This is a genomic window from Pseudomonas sp. BNK-44-b (genome assembly GCF_047456245.1).
Lineage (GTDB): Bacteria > Pseudomonadota > Gammaproteobacteria > Pseudomonadales > Pseudomonadaceae > Aquipseudomonas > Aquipseudomonas machongensis.
The window spans coordinates 895,753-915,242 of sequence record NZ_CP179908.1; the positions used below are offsets into that span (position 1 = coordinate 895,753).

Annotated in this window: 16 protein-coding genes and 1 pseudogene; 9 read left to right on the forward strand and 8 right to left on the reverse strand. The window is 62.5% G+C overall.

Translation table 11 applies throughout. The features are described 5' to 3' along the window. Window positions 1–119 precede the first annotated feature (119 nt). From ACMGGG_RS04330 to ACMGGG_RS04350, 5 genes are all read right to left on the reverse strand, one after another. Window positions 120–821, reverse strand: coding sequence for an ABC transporter ATP-binding protein (locus tag ACMGGG_RS04330; RefSeq protein ID WP_054891753.1), 702 nt, complete (start codon window positions 819–821; stop codon window positions 120–122). Next, complete coding sequence (gene livG, locus ACMGGG_RS04335; RefSeq protein ID WP_054891752.1) at window positions 822–1,589, reverse strand: high-affinity branched-chain amino acid ABC transporter ATP-binding protein LivG; 768 nt, start codon at window positions 1,587–1,589, stop codon at window positions 822–824. Further along, window positions 1,586–2,842: a high-affinity branched-chain amino acid ABC transporter permease LivM gene (locus ACMGGG_RS04340; protein WP_054891751.1), complete on the reverse strand. Its 1,257-nt coding sequence runs from the start codon at window positions 2,840–2,842 to the stop codon at window positions 1,586–1,588. Before ACMGGG_RS04340 ends, livG begins: the two co-directional genes overlap by 4 nt. Further along, complete coding sequence (gene livH / locus ACMGGG_RS04345) at window positions 2,839–3,762, reverse strand: high-affinity branched-chain amino acid ABC transporter permease LivH (RefSeq protein WP_054891750.1); 924 nt, start codon at window positions 3,760–3,762, stop codon at window positions 2,839–2,841. The genes ACMGGG_RS04340 and livH overlap by 4 nt, the downstream gene beginning before the upstream one ends. 226 nt (window positions 3,763–3,988) lie before the next feature. Further along, window positions 3,989–5,104, reverse strand: a complete 1,116-nt coding sequence (locus tag ACMGGG_RS04350; RefSeq protein ID WP_054891749.1) for a branched-chain amino acid ABC transporter substrate-binding protein — start codon at window positions 5,102–5,104, stop codon at window positions 3,989–3,991. Window positions 5,105–5,464: 360 nt separating this feature from the next. On the opposite strand from ACMGGG_RS04350, the gene ACMGGG_RS04355 reads away from it, so the two are divergent. Continuing rightward, the gene (locus ACMGGG_RS04355) at window positions 5,465–5,770 is read left to right on the forward strand and encodes a DUF2288 domain-containing protein (protein WP_063543500.1); all 306 of its coding nucleotides are present in this window, start codon (window positions 5,465–5,467) and stop codon (window positions 5,768–5,770) included. 244 nt (window positions 5,771–6,014) lie between these two features. Here ACMGGG_RS04355 and ACMGGG_RS04360 read toward each other — a convergent pair whose 3' ends face one another. Next, window positions 6,015–8,186, reverse strand: coding sequence for a hypothetical protein (locus ACMGGG_RS04360; RefSeq protein WP_063543502.1), 2,172 nt, complete (start codon window positions 8,184–8,186; stop codon window positions 6,015–6,017). Between the two features lie 194 nt (window positions 8,187–8,380). Here ACMGGG_RS04360 and ACMGGG_RS04365 point away from each other — a divergent pair, with 194 nt between their 5' ends. Beyond that, complete coding sequence (locus tag ACMGGG_RS04365; RefSeq protein ID WP_414154933.1) at window positions 8,381–9,268, forward strand: NAD(P)-dependent oxidoreductase; 888 nt, start codon at window positions 8,381–8,383, stop codon at window positions 9,266–9,268. Here the strand turns inward: ACMGGG_RS04365 and ACMGGG_RS04370 are convergent. Together ACMGGG_RS04370 and rapA are read right to left on the reverse strand one after the other, a co-directional pair. After that, the gene (locus ACMGGG_RS04370) at window positions 9,168–11,432 is read right to left on the reverse strand and encodes a putative bifunctional diguanylate cyclase/phosphodiesterase (protein ID WP_414154934.1); all 2,265 of its coding nucleotides are present in this window, start codon (window positions 11,430–11,432) and stop codon (window positions 9,168–9,170) included. The two genes, ACMGGG_RS04365 and ACMGGG_RS04370, sit on opposite strands and share 101 nt — an antisense overlap. Before the next feature lie 232 nt (window positions 11,433–11,664). Further along, window positions 11,665–14,512 (reverse strand): annotated as a pseudogene (rapA, locus tag ACMGGG_RS04375) (RNA polymerase-associated protein RapA). 118 nt (window positions 14,513–14,630) lie between these two features. Between rapA and ACMGGG_RS04380 the strand changes: the two are divergent. The 7 genes from ACMGGG_RS04380 (at window position 14,631) to ACMGGG_RS04410 (ending at window position 19,477) form a co-directional block, all read left to right on the forward strand. Further along, entirely contained in the window at window positions 14,631–15,326 is a 696-nt protein-coding gene (locus ACMGGG_RS04380) for a M949_RS01915 family surface polysaccharide biosynthesis protein (RefSeq protein ID WP_112897636.1), read from the forward strand. 110 nt (window positions 15,327–15,436) lie between these two features. Further along, complete coding sequence (locus tag ACMGGG_RS04385; RefSeq protein ID WP_054891742.1) at window positions 15,437–15,775, forward strand: hypothetical protein; 339 nt, start codon at window positions 15,437–15,439, stop codon at window positions 15,773–15,775. Window positions 15,776–15,842: 67 nt separating this feature from the next. Continuing rightward, window positions 15,843–16,004: a hypothetical protein gene (locus ACMGGG_RS04390; RefSeq protein ID WP_172964788.1), complete on the forward strand. Its 162-nt coding sequence runs from the start codon at window positions 15,843–15,845 to the stop codon at window positions 16,002–16,004. Between the two features lie 133 nt (window positions 16,005–16,137). Beyond that, window positions 16,138–16,254, forward strand: a complete 117-nt coding sequence (gene ccoM, locus ACMGGG_RS04395; protein ID WP_054891741.1) for a cytochrome c oxidase subunit CcoM — start codon at window positions 16,138–16,140, stop codon at window positions 16,252–16,254. 160 nt (window positions 16,255–16,414) lie between these two features. Next, window positions 16,415–18,403: an FUSC family protein gene (locus ACMGGG_RS04400; protein WP_063543512.1), complete on the forward strand. Its 1,989-nt coding sequence runs from the start codon at window positions 16,415–16,417 to the stop codon at window positions 18,401–18,403. Beyond that, window positions 18,390–18,596 carry a DUF1656 domain-containing protein gene (locus tag ACMGGG_RS04405; RefSeq protein ID WP_414154935.1) on the forward strand — a complete coding sequence of 69 codons (207 nt, stop codon included), beginning with the start codon at window positions 18,390–18,392 and terminating at the stop codon, window positions 18,594–18,596. The genes ACMGGG_RS04400 and ACMGGG_RS04405 overlap by 14 nt, the downstream gene beginning before the upstream one ends. A gap of 11 nt (window positions 18,597–18,607) precedes the next feature. Further along, window positions 18,608–19,477 (forward strand): HlyD family secretion protein, encoded by an 870-nt coding sequence (locus tag ACMGGG_RS04410; protein ID WP_054891738.1) that lies wholly within the window; start codon window positions 18,608–18,610, stop codon window positions 19,475–19,477. Window positions 19,478–19,490 lie beyond the last annotated feature (13 nt).

Consider the following 19,490-nt stretch of genomic DNA (forward strand, 5'->3'; position numbering starts at 1 on the left):
GGGGTCGCGGGTATCGAGGGGAGTCACGTTACCCAGCGAGCGTTGGCTTCACAAGGGTCATCACCCAGTGTCGTATTTCGCGGGATCATGAAAAAAGGGCCCGCAGGCCCTTTGATCATTCAACCACCCAGGTACGCGTCACGCACCTTCGGATCGGTCAGCAATGCCTCACCAGTCCCTTGCATCACCACCTTGCCGTTCTCCAGCACATAGGCGCGGTCGGCGATCTTCAGCGCCTGGTTGGCGTTCTGCTCTACCAGGAACACCGTCACGCCATCACGGCGCAGCTGTTCGATGATGTCGAAGATCTGCTGGATGATGATCGGCGCCAGGCCCAGCGACGGCTCGTCGAGCAGCAGCAGCTTGGGTTTGCTCATCAGCGCCCGGCCGATGGCCAGCATCTGCTGCTCGCCGCCGGACATGGTGCCGCCGCGCTGGGTGAAGCGCTCCTTCAGGCGCGGGAACAGTTGCAGGACCTTGTCCATCTGCTCCTGGTAATCGCCCTTGTCGGTGAAGAAACCGCCCATGGCCAGGTTTTCCTCGACGGTCAGGCGGGCGAACACGCGGCGGCCTTCCGGCACCACCGCGATGCTCTTGCGCATGATGTGCGAGGAGGGCTGGCCGACCAGCTCTTCGCCCAGGTACTTGATGCTGCCGCTGTGTGCCTGCGGCGAGCCGCACAGGGTCATCAGCAGGGTCGACTTGCCGGCGCCGTTGGCGCCGATCAGCGTGACGATCTCGCCCTGGTTGATTTCCACGTTGACGCTGTGCAGCGCCTGGATCTTGCCGTAGAAAGTGGAAACGTTCTCGAACTTCAGCATTTACGCTTCCCCCAGGTAGGCCTTGATCACATCAGGGTTGCCGCGGATTTCCTCCGGCGTGCCATCGGCCAGGGGCGTGCCCTGGTTGATCACCACGATGTGGTCGGAAATGCTCATCACCAGTTTCATGTCGTGCTCGATCAACAGCACGGTCACGTTGTGGGATTCGCGCAGGTAGCCGATGAGGGCCTTGAGGTCTTCGGTTTCCTTGGGGTTCAGGCCTGCTGCCGGTTCGTCGAGCATAATGATCCGTGGCTGGGTCATCATGCAGCGGGCGATTTCCAGGCGGCGCTGCTGGCCGTAGGCGAGGGTGCCGGCGGTACGGTTGGCGAACTCGGTCAGGTTGACCTTCTCCAGCCAGTACTGGGCCCGCTCCATGGCTTCCTTCTCGCTGCGGCGGAACGCCGGGGTCTTGAACAGGCCGGCGAAGAAGTTGGTGTTCAGGTGGCGGTGCTGGGCAATCAGCAGGTTTTCCAGCGCGGTCATTTCCTTGAACAGGCGTACGTTCTGGAAGGTCCGCACCACGCCCTTGCGGGCGATCTGGTGGCCGGCGAGGCCCTGGATCGGCTGGCCGTCGAGCAGGATGGTGCCGCCACTTGGCTTGTAGAAGCCGGTCAGGCAGTTGAACACCGTGGTCTTGCCGGCACCGTTCGGGCCGATCAGGGCTACCACCTGTTTTTCCTTGACGGTCAGGCCCACGCCGTTGACCGCCAACAAGCCGCCGAAGCGCATGCTCAGGCCGCTGACTTGCAGAATTTCGCGGCTCATCGACGCAGCTCCATGTGTGGACGTTGCATAGGCAGCAGGCCTTGCGGACGCCAGATCATCATCAACACCATCAGCGCACCGAACATCAGCATCCGGTATTCGCTGAACTCACGCATCAGCTCAGGCAGCAGGATCATCACGATGGCCGCGAGAATCACGCCCAACTGAGAGCCCATGCCGCCAAGCACGACGATGGCGAGGATGATCGCCGACTCGATGAAGGTGAACGACTCCGGCGTCACCAGGCCCTGGCGCGCGGCGAAGAAGCTGCCGGCGAAACCTGCGAAGCAGGCGCCCAGGGTGAAGGCCGAGAGCTTGATCACGGTAGGGTTCAGGCCCAGCGCGCGGCAGGCGATCTCGTCTTCGCGCAGCGCTTCCCAGGCACGCCCGATCGGCATGCGCAGCAGGCGGTTGATCACGAACAGCGCGAGCAATGCCAGCAGCAGGGCGACCAGATAGAGGAAGATGACCTTGTTGATCGAGTTGTATTCCAGCCCGAAGAACTCGTGGAAGGTCTGCATGCCCTCTGCCGCGCGGCGTTCGAAGGTGAGCCCGAAGAACTCGGGTTTGGGGATGTTGCTGATGCCGTTGGGGCCGCCGGTCCAGTCGGTGAGGTTACGCAGGAACAGGCGAATGATTTCGCCGAAGCCGAGCGTGACGATCGCCAGGTAGTCGCCGCGCAGACGCAGTACCGGGAAGCCGAGCAGGAAGCCGAAGGTTGCGGCCATGAGGCCCGCGATCGGCAGGCAGACCCAGAAGCTCCAGCCCAGGTAGTGCGAGAGCATGGCGTAGCTGTAGGCGCCGACGGCGTAGAAACCGACGTAACCCAGGTCGAGCAGGCCGGCCAGGCCGACCACGATGTTCAGGCCCAGGCCCAGCAACACGTAGATCAGGATCAGGGTGGCGATGTCGACCGCGCCGCGCGAGCCGAAGAACGGCCAGATCAGGGCGGCCACGATCAGGCCCAGGATGATCCAGCGCTGGGTCTTGGGCAGGGTCAGGAAGTTGCTTACCGAAGGCGGGATCAGTTTGCGATCGGAACGCCCGCCCATCACGGAGCTCCACTGCTTGTCGAACAGCACACGCAGGAACATCAGTATCGAACACACGGCAATGATGCTGATGGTGAAGCTGCCCTGGCTGTGCACGATCAGGCTGATGCCATCGATGCTCAGCTTCAGGCCCAGCACCGGGAAGGCGACGGCCCAGACCAGCAAGGCGCTGAAGAACGCCTGTTTGAGATTTCTGTTCATACTTTTTCAACCTCCGGACGGCCCAGGATGCCGGTCGGCCGGAACAGCAAGACGAGAACCAACAAGCCAAACGCCACCACATCCTTGTACTGGTCGCCGAAGATGTCGGCGCCGAAGGCTTCGGCCACACCCAGCACCAGCCCGCCGAGCATGGCGCCCGGGATGCTGCCGATGCCGCCCAGAACCGCTGCGGTGAAGGCTTTAAGGCCTACCAGGAAGCCGGCGTTGGGGTTGATTACCCCGTACTGCATGCTCAGCAGCACGGCCGCCACGGCTGCCAGGGCGGCGCCGATGACGAAGGTCAGGGCAATGATGTTGTTGGTGTTGATGCCCAGCAGGTTGGCCATCTTGATGTCCTCGGCGCAGGCGCGGCAGGCGCGGCCCAGACGGGAACGGGAGATGAACAGGGTCAGGCAGGTCATGGCCACCAGCGTGACGACGAATACCAGGACCTGCATGTAGGACACCAGCACTTCCTCCGCACCGCCCGGGCCGAACGAGAAGGCGCCCGGAATCAGGTTGGGGATGGATTTGTCCTTGGAATCCTGCGACAGGAGCACAGTGTTCTGCAGGAAGATCGACATGCCGATGGCGGAAATCAGCGGGATCAGGCGGTTGCTGTTACGCAGCGGCCGGTAGGCGACCCGTTCGATGCTGTAGCCGTAGGCACTGGTCACGCAGATGGTGGCGACGAAGGCCACGGTCATGAGGATCGGCAGCGAGTGGATACCCATCATGGCCAGGCCCGCGAGGGCGATGAAGGCCACATAGGATCCGATCATGTACACCTCGCCATGGGCGAAGTTGATCATCCCGATGATGCCGTACACCATCGTGTAACCGATGGCGATCAAGGCATAGGTGCTGCCGATGGTCAATCCATTAACCAGTTGTTGGAAGAAATGGTAGATCTCAGGCATTACAGCGCTCCTAAAAACCTGATTTGCATTTCGCTGGCGGGCGATGGGCCCGGCCCGTTTCGTGGTCTTCGCCAAGTCAGTGGGCACAGCCAGGAAACCGCGGGTGACGGTTTTAAGATTTTCAGGTGAACCGGCTCCCGGATCGCGGGAATCAGGTCCATGAACCTCGTAAAACAAAGCCCACTGCTCGCACAGTGGGCTTCTCGGTCAGCTATTAGTCACGCAGTTACTGAGGGGAGACTTCGGTCTTCGGCTTGCCGAAGTGCCATTCGTAGACCACGAACTTGAAGTCTTTCAGGTCGCCTTTCTCGTCGTAGGACAGCTCGCCGGTCGGGGTCTTGAACTTGCCGGCGTGGATGGCGGCTGCCACCTTGTCGGTGTCTTCGGACTTGGCGGCTTCGATACCCTTGGCGATCAGCTCGACAGCGGAGTAGGCCGGGAACACGAACGGACCGCTAGGATCCTTGCCGTCAGCCTTGATGGCGTCGACGATGGCCTTGTTCTCAGGGTCAGCGTCGAACGACTTCGGCAGGGTGACCAGCAGGCCTTCCGAAGCGCCCTGGGCGATCTGCGAGATGGAGTCGTTGCCGACACCTTCCGGACCCATGAACTTGGCTTTCAGGCCCTTCTCTTGCGCCTGGCGCAGGATCAGGCCCAGCTCTGGGTGGTAGCCACCGTAGTAGACGAAGTCGACGTTGTTCTGCTTGAGCTTCTGGATGATCGAGGAGAAGTCCTTGTCACCGGCGTTCAGGCCTTCGAAGACGGCGACCTTGGTGCCTTTCTTCTCGAGGGTCTGCTTGACCGCGGTGGCGATGCCTTCACCGTACTGCTGCTTGTCGTGCAGGACGGCAACGACCTTGGGCTTGACGTGGTCGGCAATGTAGTTGCCGGCTGCCGGGCCCTGGGCGCTGTCCAGACCGATGGTGCGGAAGATCAGCTTGTAGCCACGGGCGGTGATTTCCGGGGAGGTGGCGGCGGGGGTGATCATGATCACGCCTTCGTCTTCGTAGATGTCGGACGCAGGCTGGGTGGAGCTGGAGCACAGGTGGCCGATGACGAACTTGACGCCGTCGTTGACCACTTTGTTGGCGACTGCAACGGCCTGTTTCGGGTCGCACGCGTCGTCATATTCCTTGGCCTCGAGCATCTTGCCGTCGACGCCACCCTTGGCGTTGATGTCTTTGATGGCCTGTTTGGCGCCGATGAACTGCATGTCGCCGTACTGGGTTACCGGACCGGTCTTGGGACCGGCGATGCCGATCTTGATGGTATCGGCGGCAAACGAATGGCTGGCTACCCCGGCCAGGACCATTGCGGCGAACAGCTTGGAAATCTTGATCATAGTGCTCCACTCATTCTGTTGTAATTCTTATAGTCCTGGCGGCCAGGGCTACAGACCGGGCGGGATTTGCGGCACGCTCGTGCCATGTCGCAAGCCCACCTTCCCCCGGAACATGTCCCGGAACTGTACCGGTACAGTGTAGAGCGCTGTCCGAGCGCTTGAAAAGCGGGCAAAAAGCGCCTGTTTCCCGGGGTGTCGCATGATCGACATAAAGATACAGAAAAGCGCCATCACTTTGCCTCTATCCCGGGCCCAACCCCACACAACCGGGGCCCGTCGATCAAATTACGTATTTGAAACCGGGTTTTTCTGCAAAAATGCCGGCCTTTTCAAATGGCCATTCTGTCGGCAGGAACCCCCATGACTGATCACACAAGCACCCTCTATGCCAAATTGCTTGGCGAGACCGCGATTATCGAGTGGAAAGCCTTGGAGCGTTTCTGGGCCAAGGGTGACCTGATTTGGGTCGACCCCAGCCTTGACCTGATCGCCGTTGCCGAGGCGATGGCCGAGAATCGCAGCGAAATCTTCGCCAAGTGGCGCAATGATGGCGTTGTCGGACCGCTCACTGCAGAGCAGGCGCTAGACCTGCAAACCCGTGATCCTGAGATCTGGGCGGTGGTGGTTTCGCCGTTCATCGTGATCCAGGCGAAGAAAGCGGAATAATCGCGGGCTTTTTTAGTGCGAAAAAGCAGTTGATCGCACCTTGTTGGTGCGTGTTGACGCTGACGTAAGGTGGAAGTAAGTAACAGGTCGCCGGGGCGTTCGCCAGTGCGGTAACAGTTTACGGGATGCGTAATACCTCTGTAGGAGCGGGCTTGCCCGCGAATGCGTCCGTACCGTCACTATCGCATTCGCGGGCAAGTCGCAGCGGCGAACCGCCACTCCTACAGGAGTCAGATGCCGGCCCTCAGTAATCCACCCGCCCGGTATGGCTGTTGAGCGAAATCACCCGGGTCTTGCCGATCCGATGCCTGAAGATCTCGCGCAGGTACTTCACCGCTTTCTTCACGCATTCGCGCGACAGGCGGATGTCGTTGATCGAGACGAAGCGGCTCTTGTCGTTGATCAGCTCGCGGTACTTCTTCTCGTACATCGGTTTGATCGCATACCAGTTGGTATCGAGGATTTTCGCCGGGTTCTCGAACTCGTTGAGCAGGTCATCGATACGGTCTTCGTCGAAATGCTCGCTGGTGATGAATTCCAGGATCGCGTTGTCCAGCGTGTCGTCGAAACGGTAGGGCGTGCGCGCGAAGCAGCGCTTGATGAAGGCCACGATCAGCGTCAGGAAGTCGTCCGACAGGCATGGGCTCTTGGCGATCAGGGTGGTCAGCGACAGGTTGGCCGAGGCGCCGATCACCAACGCGTAGCGCTTGAGCGTGGTGTTGGGGAACAGGCTGTTGAGGTGGGTCTTGAGCCGGTTCAGGTCCATGTACGACAGCTTGTAGTCCTTGGGCAGCGACACGATCGATACCACCGACGAGCAGTTCTTGAAGAAATGCAGGTCGTGCAGTGCCGCCGCGTCGAAGCCCGAGGCCTGGTACTGCTCCAGTGCCGCGCGATAGCGGCGCGACTCGATGGGCAGCAGGCTGATGCCCTCGATGGCCTGGGTCTGTTTGTTGAAATGGGGAAGGTCGATGGAGCGCAAGAACAGGTCGTCGATGTCCAGGCGCGGCGATTCGCGTTCGAACACCTTGAACTTGTCCGAGCCCTGCGCGGGTGCCTCCGGCACAACCGATTCGGCATAGGCGATGGCTACCGGGCCCGCGAGGCTCATGAACAGGTCGTTGGCGTCCAGACGGATGGTTTCGCCAATGTCGATGCCGGCGCGGCGGAAGTAGTTCTGGTCGTAGTCGGTGGTCACCGCCTGAGCGGTGAGGATGTTGAAGATCTGCTGGGAGATGTACTGGTTGGCGTGCTTCTCCATGGCATTGACGTCGATGTTCTGGATCGTTCCGTCATCGCTCTCTTCGGCGTAGCGCATGATGTCGTTGGAGATCAGCATCATGGCGTTCCACGGGCGGATGCGCCCCATGACGCTGGCTTCGCTGCTGTCTTCGTTATCGAAGTTGTACGAGAAATCCCATTCTTCGGACAAGTATTTGCACAACAAGCGTCCGGCATTGATGTGCAAGGCCTCGGACATTTCACTGCGGTGGTCGGAGGCATTGGGCAGCACACAGATGCCGCTGGTGAAGATCGGCTCGAAGACGAAAGAATGCCCGCCCTTGCCGTCGTTCTCGTCAGCCGGCTTGGTGTCGAAGGTCTTGTTCATGTACGAGTACTGCTGGGCCAGGCCGAACTCCGAGGCCATCCCTGAGCCGGTGCCGCCGCCGGCGCTGAAGATGTAGAAGTACAGGCGCGATTGGTTGGCCTTGATGCCGCAGGAATCGATCAGGTAGGAGTGGATCAGTTTCCAGTCGGCGCTCGAGAAGCGCTGGGTATCCTTGTTCAGGATGATCTTGGCCAGGTACTGGCCGAGGATCGGCGCATTGCCGGCGCCGCCGGCGTGCACCTCGGACAGGTCCATAATCTTCATCTTGCTGTAGTCGCGCAGGAACCCGCCGCGCTCACCCTTGCGCGAGAAGCGGATGCGCCCGGCGATGTCCTTGTCCAGATCGCCGAGCATCACCAGTGGCTCGACCAGAAATACCGGTTTGGCGCCCTTGTTCTGTACCAGGCGCAGGTTCTGTCGGATCCAGCGTGCAGGGCTGTAGCCGCCTTCGTTCCTGTTACGGTCTTCGTTGTTGAACTCGTTGAGGAAGAAGGTGCGCGCGTTGTACACCAGTTCCGCCACGTCCAAGGCAATGTTCGAACCACAGCGCCCCAGGCCGATCAGGCATACCGAGGGGAACTGCTGGTCCAGACGCAATTGGCTTTCGTCTTCCGCGTGCAGGCCCTGCGGGAATACCAGGTCACGCAGGCCGTCGAGGTTGTCGAGGATGCGCTGGATATCGCTCTCGGTGAAGTACAGGTATTGCGCGGGGACGTTGCGGGTGGCCTGGCCGCCACCGAGGGTCAACGAGGTGCTGCTGGTGGAGGGCTCGGGCACTGCATTGGCAGAAGTATTATTGGAGGTCATAGTGCGCCATTTGCCTGGAGTGGTGGACGGTCGGAAGATATGTCATCTGGCTATTACGTAAATCCGGCGACTGTAGCAGTGCGCTTTTTGCCTATGCGATAGGGGTTTACCCTATGGTCGTTAGGGGTTTGCGCTGGCATCTGCACTGCATCGTCCGAAGGTCGCGCTTCTTTAATCCTTGCCTGGAGTCGTTCATGAGTACTGCATTGCCTTCCCTGGGATTCGCCGGGATCGGCCTGATGGGCCTGCCGATGTGCCGTCGCCTGCTGGCTGCCGGCTACCCGATGACCGTGTGGAACCGTAGCCCGCAGAAGTGTGCCGAGCTGGTCGCCGCTGGCGCACGCCTGGCCGAGAGCCCGGCGGCGTTGTGCCGTGACACTGACATCGTGCTGCTGTGTCTGGCCGACACGGGCGTGGTCCGTGAGGTGGTGTTCGGCGAGCAAGGCATCGCCCAGGGCGGGCGCAGCGGCCAGTTGCTGGTGGATTTCTCCAGCCTAGAGCCAACCGCTACCCGTGACATGGCCGCGGAGCTTGCGGCCCTGTGCGGCATGGCCTGGCTGGATGCGCCAGTGTCCGGCGGTACGCCAGGCGCCGAGGCGGGTACCCTGGCGATCATGGTGGGTGGTGACGCTGCGGACCTGGCGCGCGTGCGCCCGGTGTTGCTGACCCTCGGCCAGCGCGTGACGCACATGGGGGCGGTTGGTGCCGGCCAGGTGACCAAGGCCTGCAACCAGATGATCGTTGCCTGCAATGCCCTGGTGATTGCCGAGGTGGTGGCCCTGGCCGAACGTTCAGGGGTGGATGCCAGCCTGATCGCCGAAGCGCTTTGCGGCGGATTCGCCGACTCCCGGCCGCTGCAGATCCTCGCGCCACAGATGGCGCAAAGTCGCTACACCCCGGTCAAATGGCATGTGCGCACCTTGCTCAAGGACCTCGACACTGCAGTGAAGTTTTCCCGCGAGCAAGGTTCGGCAACACCCATCAGTGGCCTCGCCGCGCAACTGATGCGCCTGCACGGCAGCCAGGGGCATCTGCAAAACGATCCGGCGACCCTGGTAGAGCTGTTCCGCGCTCGGGAATGAAGTTGCTGTCCAGATTGTCGAGCCGCTCCAGCACCGGCGGCAGGTCGGTCAACGGTACCGGACGGCTGAGCAGGTAGCCTTGAAGGAAATCGCAGCCCTGGTCGGCGAGAAATGCGCGTTGCTCGTCGGTTTCCACGCCCTCGGTGACGACCTGCAGGTGCAGTGTGTGGGCCATGATGATGATGGCCTGGACGATCTCTCGGTCTTGCTGGCTGCCTGGCACATCCTGGATGAACGAGCGGTCGATCTTCAGCACGTCCAGGGGAAGGCGCTTGAGGTAGGCCAGCGATGAATAGCCGGTGCCGAAGTCGTCGATCGACAGGGCCACGCCCTGGGCGCGGATGCGTTTGAGCAGGTTGATGGTGCGGTGGATATCGCCCATCAGGGCGTTTTCGGTGACTTCCAGCTCCAGTTGGCGAGCAGCCACACCGGCCTGGAACAAGGCCATCTCCACTTCGCTGGCCAGTTCCTCGCGCCCCAGTGTCACGGCGGAGCAATTGACCGTGACCTTGAGGTGTCCGTAGCCCAGGCGGTTGAGCTCAGCCACGTCTTCGCAGGCGCGGCGCAGTACCCAGAGATCGAGTTCGGCGATCAGGCCATTGGCTTCGGCAATACCGATGAAGCGGTCGGGGCCGAGCAGGCCATGCTGCGGGTGCTGCCAGCGTACCAGGGCTTCCAGCTTGGCGACCCGTGCGCTGTGCAGGTCGAAGATCGGCTGGTAATGCACGCACAATCCGCGCTCTTCGAGCAGTGCCACGCGCAGTTCCTCTTCCAGTTGCAATTCGAGCGTGGCGCGGGTCTTCAGGCTGCTGTTGAAGAAATTCAGGTTGTTGCGCCCGCCACCCTTGGACTGGTACAGCGCCAGGTCGGCATTCTTCAGCAGCTCCTCGGCGCTGCGTCCATCGTCGGGAAAGATGCTGATACCGATACTGGTGGTCATGACCATGCGTCGCCCACCGAGATTGATGGGCTCCTTCATGCGCTGCATGATGCGTTGCGCCAGGTGACGGGCTTCGTCGCGGTTGTGCAGGCTGGTGACGATGCAGAACTCATCGCCGCCAAAGCGCGCCACCACGTCCTGGGAGCGGGTCGCCGCCTTGATGTGTCCGGCGATCACCTTGAGCAGTTCGTCGCCAGCAGCATGCCCGAGGCTGTCGTTGATGCGCTTGAAATGGTCGATGTCGAGGAACATCACGGCCAGCATGCCTTCGCTTGCAGTCTGCTCGGCCAGGCGTTCGGCAAAGACCTGGTTGAAGCCGCGGCGATTGATCAGGTTGGTCAAGGCATCGTAGTGGGCGGCCTGTTGCAGCGAGGCACGGGCCTGGTCGAGCTGGCTGAGCAGCACATTGACCCGCCGCAGGTCATGTTCCTTGCTTTGCAGTTTCTTGTCGGCCAGTGCAGCGCTGATGCTGCTGCCACTGATCAGCAGGGTGATGAACGCGATGGTCAGCCCCAACTGCAGGCTGTTGTTGGCCGAGGGCAGTTGCAGCGGCATGTTGTCTGGAATGACCAGCGACAGTGCCGCCATGCCCGTGAAGTGGGTGAGGACGATGCCCGCCGCCATCATCAGGCTGGCGCCGTACTTCATCACCCGATGCAGGGTGCCGCTGCCACTGCGAAAGTGCCGGGCCATCAGCAGTGCCGCCAGGCTGGTGACTACGGCGATGCCCAGCGAAGCGAGCACCAGTGGGGTCTGGTAGTACTGCAGGGCGCTGGTCTGCAGGGCGGCCATGCCGACGTAATGCATCACGATGATGCCGAGGCCGATCGCCAGCGCAGCCTGCAGGTAATGACGCCACTGCATCACAGTGCGATCGAGGCTGTTCATCGCCAGCCACGCGGCGAGCAGGGCGATGATCAGCGAGAGGGCGGTCAGCGGCATGTCGTAATGCACTTCAAGTGGCGCCTGGAACGCCAGCAGGCTGATGAAGTGCATGGCCCAGATACCGCTGGCCAGGCAGCAGGCACCGAGGATCCGCCATTGGCGGCGGGCGTTGAGCGCCTCGCTGTGACTTTGCCGCTCGGCCATGTCCAGGGTGGCGAAGCATGCAGCGCAGGCCACCAGGTAGGCGAGCATGACCAGGAAAGGGTTATGACGGCAGTCGAGGATGATTTGTCCGCTCGCCGGAAGCTCGGCGAACAATTGAAGTCCCAGCCACTCCATTGCCTGTCTCTTCGTCGAGTTTGCACTCGTCCCCAAACAGCGTGGTGGAGACCGTTGAAACCGGAGTATAGGAAAGGGGCGCTAGGCCTTCCTGATTAATGGCAGTTTGATCTCTACCATTTGGACATGAGGTCAATAGCGGAAGGTTATAAAAACAGATGAGGCGGCGCGTGCTTCGCGGGCAAGCCCGCTCCTGCATGTACGACGCTGCGGGAGCGGGCTCGCCGTTTTGTCAGCCGGCCACCAGCACGCGAATCGCTTCCAGGCGCAGCGCGGCCTTTTCGAGCATCGCCAGGCCCTGTTCGCGCTGCTTGCGCAGGGCATCGATCTCGCTGTCACGCACGCTCGGGTTGACTGCCTTGAGCGCCGTCAGGCGAGCCAGCTCCTCGTCGGCTTCAGCGGCCAGGCGACGCTGCGCCTCGGCGACACGCTCGTCATGCACCGGCAGTACCTTCGCCTCGCCAGCGGCGATGCGCTTGGCCAAGACATCGCGCTGGGCCTGGATGAACTTGTTGGCGCTGGCCTTGGGTACGCTTTCGAGCTGGTCGTTGAGGGTTTCGAAGGCAACCCGCGGCGCCAGGTCGTTGCCATTGGTATCGAGCAGGCAGCGCAAGGCGGCCGAGGGCAGGTAGCGACCCAGTTGCAGGCTACGCGGTGCCACCACCTCGCTGACATAGAGCAATTCGAGCAGCACGGTGCCAGGCTTGAGCGCCTTGTTCTTGATCAGCGCCACGGCGGTGTTGCCCATCGAGCCGGACAGCACCAGGTCCATGCCGCCCTGCACCATCGGGTGTTCCCAGGTCAGGAACTGCATGTCCTCGCGCGACAGGGCCTGGCCACGGTCGTAGGTGATGGTCACGCCTTCGTCGTCGCCCAGCGGGAAGCTCGCGTCGAGCATCTTCTCGCTGGGTTTGAGCACCAGCGCGTTTTCCGAATGGTCTTCGCTGTCGATGCCAAAGGCGTCGAACAGGGTTTCCATATAGATAGGCAGGGCGAACTGGTCATCTTGCTCGAGAATCGCCTCGACCAGTGCCTCGCCTTCGCCAGCGCCGCCGGAGTTGAGCTCCAGCAGGCGGTCGCGGCCGCTGTGCAGCTCGGCCTCCAGGCGCTCGCGCTCGCCGCGGGCTTCAGCGACCAAGGCGCTCCAGGCGGCATTGTCGCCGCCGACCAGTTGCGCCAGCAGGCGCGTGCCGAACTGGTGCTGCAGGGCGCTGCCGGTCGGGCAGGTGTTGAGGAAGGCATTCAGGCCTTCGTGGTACCACTGGAACAGGCGCTCTTGCGGGCTGTCCTGCAGGTACGGGATGTGCAGCTGGATGGTGTGTTTCTGACCGATCCGGTCGAGGCGACCGATGCGTTGCTCGAGCAGGTCCGGGTGCGCCTGGCAGGTCGAACATCACCAGGTGGTGGGCGAACTGGAAGTTGCGGCCTTCACTGCCGATTTCCGAGCAGATCAGCACCTGCGCGCCAAATTCTTCGTCGGCAAAGTACGCGGCGGCGCGGTCACGCTCGAGGATGCTCATGCCTTCATGGAATACCGTCGCGGGGATGCCGGAGCGCACACGCAGGGCGTCTTCCAGGTCCATGGCGGTCTCGGCGTGGGCGCAGATCACCAGAACCTTGGTGCGCTTGAGCATCTTCAGGGTGTCGATCAGCCAATCGACCCGTGGGTCGAAGCGCCACCAGCGTTCGTCGTCGCTGCCTTCGCCCTGGGCCTGGAAGGCCACTTCCGGGTACAGCTCGGCACGCTCACCGGCGGGCAGCGCGCTGTAAGGTTCGGGGTTGGCGAGCGGGTAGGGGTGCAGTTGACGCTCGGGGAAGCCCTGGATCGCGGCGCGGGTGTTGCGGAACAGCACGCGGCCGGTGCCATGGCGGTCGAGCAATTCGCGAATCAGGCGTGCGCTGGCCTGGCTGTCGCCATCGCTGACTGCGGCCAGCAGGGCCTCGCCTTCGGCGCCAAGAAAACTGTGAATGGTGGCGTGGGCCTTGGGCGACAGGCGGCCTTCGTCGAGCAACTCCTGGACGGCTTCGGCTACTGGGCGATAGTGCTCGCTCTCGGCGCGGAAGGCGGCCAGGTCGTGGAAACGGTTGGGGTCCAGCAGGCGCAGGCGGGCGAAATGACTGTCCTGGCCAAGCTGTTCGGGAGTTGCAGTGAGCAGCAGCACGCCAGCAATGACCTGGGCCAACTGCTCGACCAGCGCGTATTCGGCACTGGCCTGCTCTTCGTGCCATACCAGGTGGTGGGCTTCGTCGACCACCATCAGGTCCCAGCCGGCGGCGAACAGGGCGTCCTGGGCCTTTTCATCGTCGACCAGCCACTCCAGCGCCACCAGCGCCAGTTGGGCATCTTCGAACGGGTTGCTGGCATCGCTCTCGATGAAACGCTCGGCGTCGAACAATGCCACCTGCAGGTTGAAGCGCCGGCGCATTTCCACCAGCCACTGGTGCTGAAGGTTTTCCGGAACCAGGATCAGCACGCGACTGGCACGGCCCGTCAGCAATTGGCGGTGGATGACCAGGCCCGCCTCGATGGTCTTGCCCAAGCCTACTTCGTCGGCCAGCAATACCCGCGGGGCGATACGGTCGGCGACTTCACGGGCAATGTGCAACTGGTGGGCGATCGGCTGGGCGCGGCAGCCGCCCAGGCCCCAGAGCGAGGAGAGCATCTGCTTGCTGCTGTGCTGCAGGGTGTTGTAGCGCAGCGAGAACCACGACAGCGGGTCGATCTGTCCGGCGAACAGACGGTCGCTGGCCAGGCGGAACTGGATGAAGTTCGACAGTTGCGTCTCAGGCAGGGTACGCGCCTGGTTCTGCCCGTCCAGGCCATGGTAGACCAGCAGGCCATCGACATCCTCGACCTCGCGCACGGTCAGCTTCCAGCCATCGAAGTGAGTGATCTGGTCACCCGGCGAGAAGCGCACGCGGGTCAGCGGCGCGTTGCGTAGCGAGTACTGGCGGGTATCGCCAGTGGCCGGATAGAGCACGGTCAGCAGGCGGCCATCCTGCGCCAGGATGGTTCCCAGGCCGAGCTCGGCTTCGCTGTCGCTGATCCAGCGTTGCCCCGGTTGATACTGCTGCGCCATACTGCCTGAACTCCCGCGATGAAAAAGCGCACTATCTTAACGGATAGGCCCGGCGGACCAAAGCGTTCAGCCACTTCATCGACGAATACCCTTTAGTCAACGAGGGCCTCGCGCCAACATGCCTGTCACGCACCGCTGGTTGAACCTCTCCCTGGCCGTGGGCAGCCTGGCGCTGCTCGCAGCCTGTGACCAGAAGAAGTTCGAGATCCTCGCGCCGATTCCGGCCGAGCAACTGGAAGTCCTGGGCGTTCAGACGCCGCTCAAGAGCGTGCATTTCCACGACCGCGAAGGCGAAGGCCTGCTGGTGCTCAGCCGTGTAGACGGTCAGGCGACCGATGCCGACAGCGAACAGGAAGTCGACAAGGTCGTGCTCAAGGCCACGCTCTATGGGCGTGCGAGCGAAAGCGAGGCGTTCAAGCCACGCTGGCAGATCGATCAGGAGACAACGTGCCCGGGGCTGGACCTGGATGTCGACTTCTACACCGATGTCAGCGACGTCACCGACCTGAACAAGGATGGTGTCGCCGAAGTCACCGTGGCCAGCCACGCCTTCTGTGGCGGCGGCATCGACCCGCATGACATCAGTATCGAAATGCGCGAAGGCGAGGCGATCTACAGCATCAGTGGTCAGTCGCAGATCAGCCCGGCGGGCGAGGAGCCCATCGGCGGCGAGCGCGAGGACAGTGCGTCATTGAAGAACGCGCCGCAGGTGTTGCGCGAACACATGGACGCGGTCTGGCAGCAGGTCTACAAGCGGCCCTGGAGCGAAACCAGCCAGCCCGCTGACGACGATCCCGACGACGAAGGCGAATGATCGCGGTCTATACTTTGCAGACGGTATTGTGACCGGCCGCACAAACCCTTGCCCATGTGCTCAAGGCGCACCTTGGCTGGCCGACACAGTGGCTACAGGAGAACCGACTCATGCTGCCGCCGATCATTCCGCTCAGTGCCGTCCCCGTGACCTCGCAACAAGACCCCGTCAAGCAGAGCCCCAATATTCCTCCGGTGGTTCCGGCCCAGCCTGCCTCCAGCGATGGCACTATCGACCTCAAGCAGCAGCGCGACCCGCAGGATGAAGCCTATCGGCTGCGTGAGGAACAACGCCGCCAGCAGCAGCGCCGTCAGCAACGCCGCCAGGACGAGCAGGAAGAACTCTACAGCGCCATGCCCGGCGATGAACTCAATGCCGACAATACCGTGCCGGTGGCGCCGCTCGGTGAGCGCCCGCGTCAGGGGTTGCTGGTGGATATCGAAGTCTGAGACGGGGCTGTTCAGCGTCGCCATCAGGCTTCATCATGGGCGCATCCGCTGTCAGTCGAGCCCGCCCATGAGCCAAGACAACCTGATCGACTTCGGCGCCGAGCGCGCCAAACGCATCCACGACATCAAGGACAAGCGCCTGGATGAAATGCGCCAGGCCTTCGAACAGGCCATGCCGTTGAGCAAAAGCAAGAAGAAGAAAGGCAAAAGCAAGCCCAAGAAGCGCTGAAAACTGATGCAGGTCAAACCTGCGCCCCCTCTTGTGCCCGGTCCCGGGCCCTATTGACCCTGGTCAATTTCTCCTCCCCGCACATTCGTTACCTTGCACACATCGGACAACGGCAACGAATCGGGAGGCCGACATGTTCTTCGACAACGTGGTGATCGCCGGTGTGGTGACAGTCGGGTTGATGTTGACGTTCTTTGCCGGGCTGGGACTTTTCATCTGGAAGGATGCGAACAAGCGCAAATCGCGCTGATCCTTCCCGGTACACGAGCACGCAAGGCATTTAGGGCGACTTCGGTCGCCTATTTTTTTGCCTTTTTAAAAGATGATTAGCTAGCTAATTAGTTGATTGCATTTTATTCTTCCGTTCGTTGTCTATCGTTCTATTCAAGATCCCCCGCAAGGTCCGCTTCGTGCCCATCACCCTCCAGGCCCTGTTCGCACCCACCAGCCCCGCTCTGAAGTTCGCCATCAAGACCCTGCTGGGCGGTGGACTGGCGCTGTGGCTGGCGCTGCGCTGGGGGTTGGAACAACCGGCCTGGGCCTTGATGACGGCGTTCATCGTGGCCCAGCCGCTGTCGGGCATGGTGGTGCAGAAGGGGCTGGCGCGACTGGCCGGCACCCTGGTCGGGACGTTCATGTCGGTGGTGTTCATCGGCCTGTTCGCCCAGACCCCGTGGTTGTTCCTGCTGACCCTCGCCTTGTGGCTGGCGCTCTGTACCGCCGCATCAACCCAGCTACGCAGTGCCTGGGCGTACGCCTTCGTGTTGGCGGGCTATACCGCAGCGATCATCGCGTTGCCGGCGATCGACCACCCTTTGCAAGTGTTCGACCAAGCGGTGGCGCGCTGCACCGAAATCTGCCTGGGCATCGTCTGCGCCACAGCCACCAGCGCGCTGATCTGGCCGATGCGCGTCGAGCAGCAACTCGGCGGCCAGGCGCGGCAGGCCTGGCAGAACGGCATGCAGACCGCCAGTGCCATGCTCGGCGGAGAAGACGAGGCGCGCCAGGGGCTGCTTGACATCCTTGGGCGCATCGTCGCCATCGACGTTCAGCGTGAGCATGCCTGGTTCGAAGGCAGTCGTGGCCGCCAGCGGGCCCGGGCAATCCGTGGCCTGAGCCAGAAGCTGATGGTGCTGCTACGCATTTCGCGTTCGGTGCGTCGTCAGTGGCGTCAGCTCGACGAACAGCAAGCGGCGCACCTGGCGCCCTGGCTGGAGGAGGTTCGGACCCAGTTGGCCAACCCCGATCAGCCCAGCCTTCTGTTATTGCGCCAACGTATCTGGGACGCCGCCCACGACGAACAGATCAGCCCCGCCGAGCATTTCTGCCTGGCGCGCCTGGCCCTGCTGCTGGACTTCGCCATGGCCGCCACCCAGGCGCTGCTCGATGTAGAGGAGGGGCGAACGCCCAAGGACGTATCGCTGGGCCTGGCGGCGCATCGCGACCTGCCGCTGGCGCTGCTGTTCGGTTCGCGCAGTGCGTTGGCGTTTCTGGTCATGAGCAGTTTCTGGCTGGCCACGGCCTGGCCCTCGGCCCCCGGAGGCCTGGTACTGACCTGCGTGGTCTGCAGCCTGTTCGCCAGCCGCGAGAACGGCGCGCAGATCGGCTTGAGCTTTCTGCGTGGCATCTTGCTGGCGATTCCGGTGGCGTTTTTCGTCGGGCAGATCCTGTTGCCACAATGGAGCAGTTTCGCCTTGCTGTGTCTTGGCATGGGCGTACCGCTGTTCTTCGGTGCGCTAGGCATGGCCCATCCGCGCACGGGGCCGACGGCGACCTCGTACTGCCTGCATTTCATCGTGCTGGTGGCGCCTCTGAACGCCATGCACTTCGACGTGGCCAGCATGCTCAACAGCGCCCAGGCCATGCTCATCGGTGTGGGGGCGGCGGTACTGGCGTTTCGGTTGGTCGTGCTGCGTCATCCGAAGTGGCTGGGTCGGCGCCTGAGGGCCGCCACCCAGAGCGACCTGGTTCGCCTGACCCATCGCGACCTGCGGGGCGCCGACAGTTGGTTCGGTGGACGCATGGCCGATCGCCTGATGCAGTTGGCCCGTCATGCCAGCGAGTTGCCCGAGGCCGAGCGCAAGCGTTGGGACGATGGCCTGCATGGCTTGGACATCGGTGACGAACTGGTGCACCTGCGCATGTGCCTGGCGGTGGCCCAGGTACCGTTGGCCGGTGCCGAGCGCCAGTACCTGCAGCAACTGGAGGCGGTTCTGGCCAGTGGCCCTGCGCCTGGGCGCGGCCAGCGTCTGGATGCCGCCAGCGAACAGTTCATCGAGGCCCTGCGCCGCCAGCCGTCGAGCGACCCGCTGCGCCTGGCTATCGGCGCGGTCCTGCAATTGCAGAAGAGCTGGGGCAAGTGGTGCCGTTGGCAGGAGGAAGTCCATGGGGTTGCGTGAGTGGGCGCTGGGCGGCGTATTGCTCAGCCCGTTTCTGATCTACGTGTTGATGGCGTTGGTGCTTACTGGGCTGTTGCGCTGGTTGGTGCAGGCGACGCCACTAGGTCGCTGGATCTGGCATGAAGCGCTGTTCGATGCGGCGTTGTTCGTCTGTGTGCTGTCGTTGGTGGTACATCTGTTGGGACCTTTGTAAGGAGTCAGTCCATGCGTACAGCGGTACGTACCCTGGTCACCCTGTGCGTGGTGGCCATTGCCGTGTTTGCCGGATATCACCTCTGGCAGTACTACATGCTTACCCCCTGGACGCGCGATGCGCGGGTGCGGGCCGATGTGGTGGTGATCGCCCCGGACGTGTCCGGCTGGGTGCGCGAACTGCGGGTACACGACAACCAGCCGGTGAAGGCCGGCGATGTCTTGATGATCATCGATCACGAGCGCTTCCAGGCGGCTTTCGACCAGGCCAGTGCCGTGGCTGAAACCCGCACCCAGCAGTTGCGCCTGCGTGAGCGCGAAGCGGCTCGGCGCACGGCCCTTGGGCCGGAGGCGATCAGCGCCGAGCTGCGCGAGAACGCCCAGATCAACGCTGCCATCGCCCGTGGTGAACTGCACGAGGCGCAAGCGCAACTGCAGGTGGCCAAGATCAACCTGGCCCGTAGCGAAGTGCGCGCACCGCGCGACGGTCACATCACCAACCTGCGACTGGCCCAAGGCAACTACGTCAATACCGGGCAATCGATGATGGCGCTGGTGGACGACTCGACCTTCTATATCCAGGCCTATTTCGAGGAAACCAAGCTGCCGCGCATTCGTGTCGGGGATCCGGTGAAGGTCTGGCTGATGGGGGCGGGGGAGGCCATGCATGGGCATGTGGAGAGCATCAGCCGGGGCATCACTGACCGCAACTCTACCCCGGACGGACAGTTGTTGCCGGAGGTGGAACCGACCTTCAACTGGGTCAGGTTGGCGCAGCGGATACCGGTGAGGATCAGGCTGGACGAGATCCCCGCAGGGGTGAATCTCAGCGCCGGGATGACCGCGAGTGTGCAGGTGCGGGAGGATGAGGTGCAGCGCTGAGCCAGCTCCCACG

Coding starts and splice junctions, on each gene's coding strand:
- ACMGGG_RS04330 (WP_054891753.1), bottom strand. CDS start 821: ATGCTGAAGTTCGAGAACGTTTCCACTTTCTACGGCAAGATCCAGGCG.
- livG (WP_054891752.1), bottom strand. CDS start 1,589: ATGAGCCGCGAAATTCTGCAAGTCAGCGGCCTGAGCATGCGCTTCGGC.
- ACMGGG_RS04340 (WP_054891751.1), bottom strand. CDS start 2,842: ATGAACAGAAATCTCAAACAGGCGTTCTTCAGCGCCTTGCTGGTCTGG.
- livH (WP_054891750.1), bottom strand. CDS start 3,762: ATGCCTGAGATCTACCATTTCTTCCAACAACTGGTTAATGGATTGACC.
- ACMGGG_RS04350 (WP_054891749.1), bottom strand. CDS start 5,104: ATGATCAAGATTTCCAAGCTGTTCGCCGCAATGGTCCTGGCCGGGGTA.
- ACMGGG_RS04355 (WP_063543500.1), top strand. CDS start 5,465: ATGACTGATCACACAAGCACCCTCTATGCCAAATTGCTTGGCGAGACC.
- ACMGGG_RS04360 (WP_063543502.1), bottom strand. CDS start 8,186: ATGACCTCCAATAATACTTCTGCCAATGCAGTGCCCGAGCCCTCCACC.
- ACMGGG_RS04365 (WP_414154933.1), top strand. CDS start 8,381: ATGAGTACTGCATTGCCTTCCCTGGGATTCGCCGGGATCGGCCTGATG.
- ACMGGG_RS04370 (WP_414154934.1), bottom strand. CDS start 11,432: ATGGAGTGGCTGGGACTTCAATTGTTCGCCGAGCTTCCGGCGAGCGGA.
- ACMGGG_RS04380 (WP_112897636.1), top strand. CDS start 14,631: ATGCCTGTCACGCACCGCTGGTTGAACCTCTCCCTGGCCGTGGGCAGC.
- ACMGGG_RS04385 (WP_054891742.1), top strand. CDS start 15,437: ATGCTGCCGCCGATCATTCCGCTCAGTGCCGTCCCCGTGACCTCGCAA.
- ACMGGG_RS04390 (WP_172964788.1), top strand. CDS start 15,843: ATGAGCCAAGACAACCTGATCGACTTCGGCGCCGAGCGCGCCAAACGC.
- ccoM (WP_054891741.1), top strand. CDS start 16,138: ATGTTCTTCGACAACGTGGTGATCGCCGGTGTGGTGACAGTCGGGTTG.
- ACMGGG_RS04405 (WP_414154935.1), top strand. CDS start 18,390: ATGGGGTTGCGTGAGTGGGCGCTGGGCGGCGTATTGCTCAGCCCGTTT.
- ACMGGG_RS04410 (WP_054891738.1), top strand. CDS start 18,608: ATGCGTACAGCGGTACGTACCCTGGTCACCCTGTGCGTGGTGGCCATT.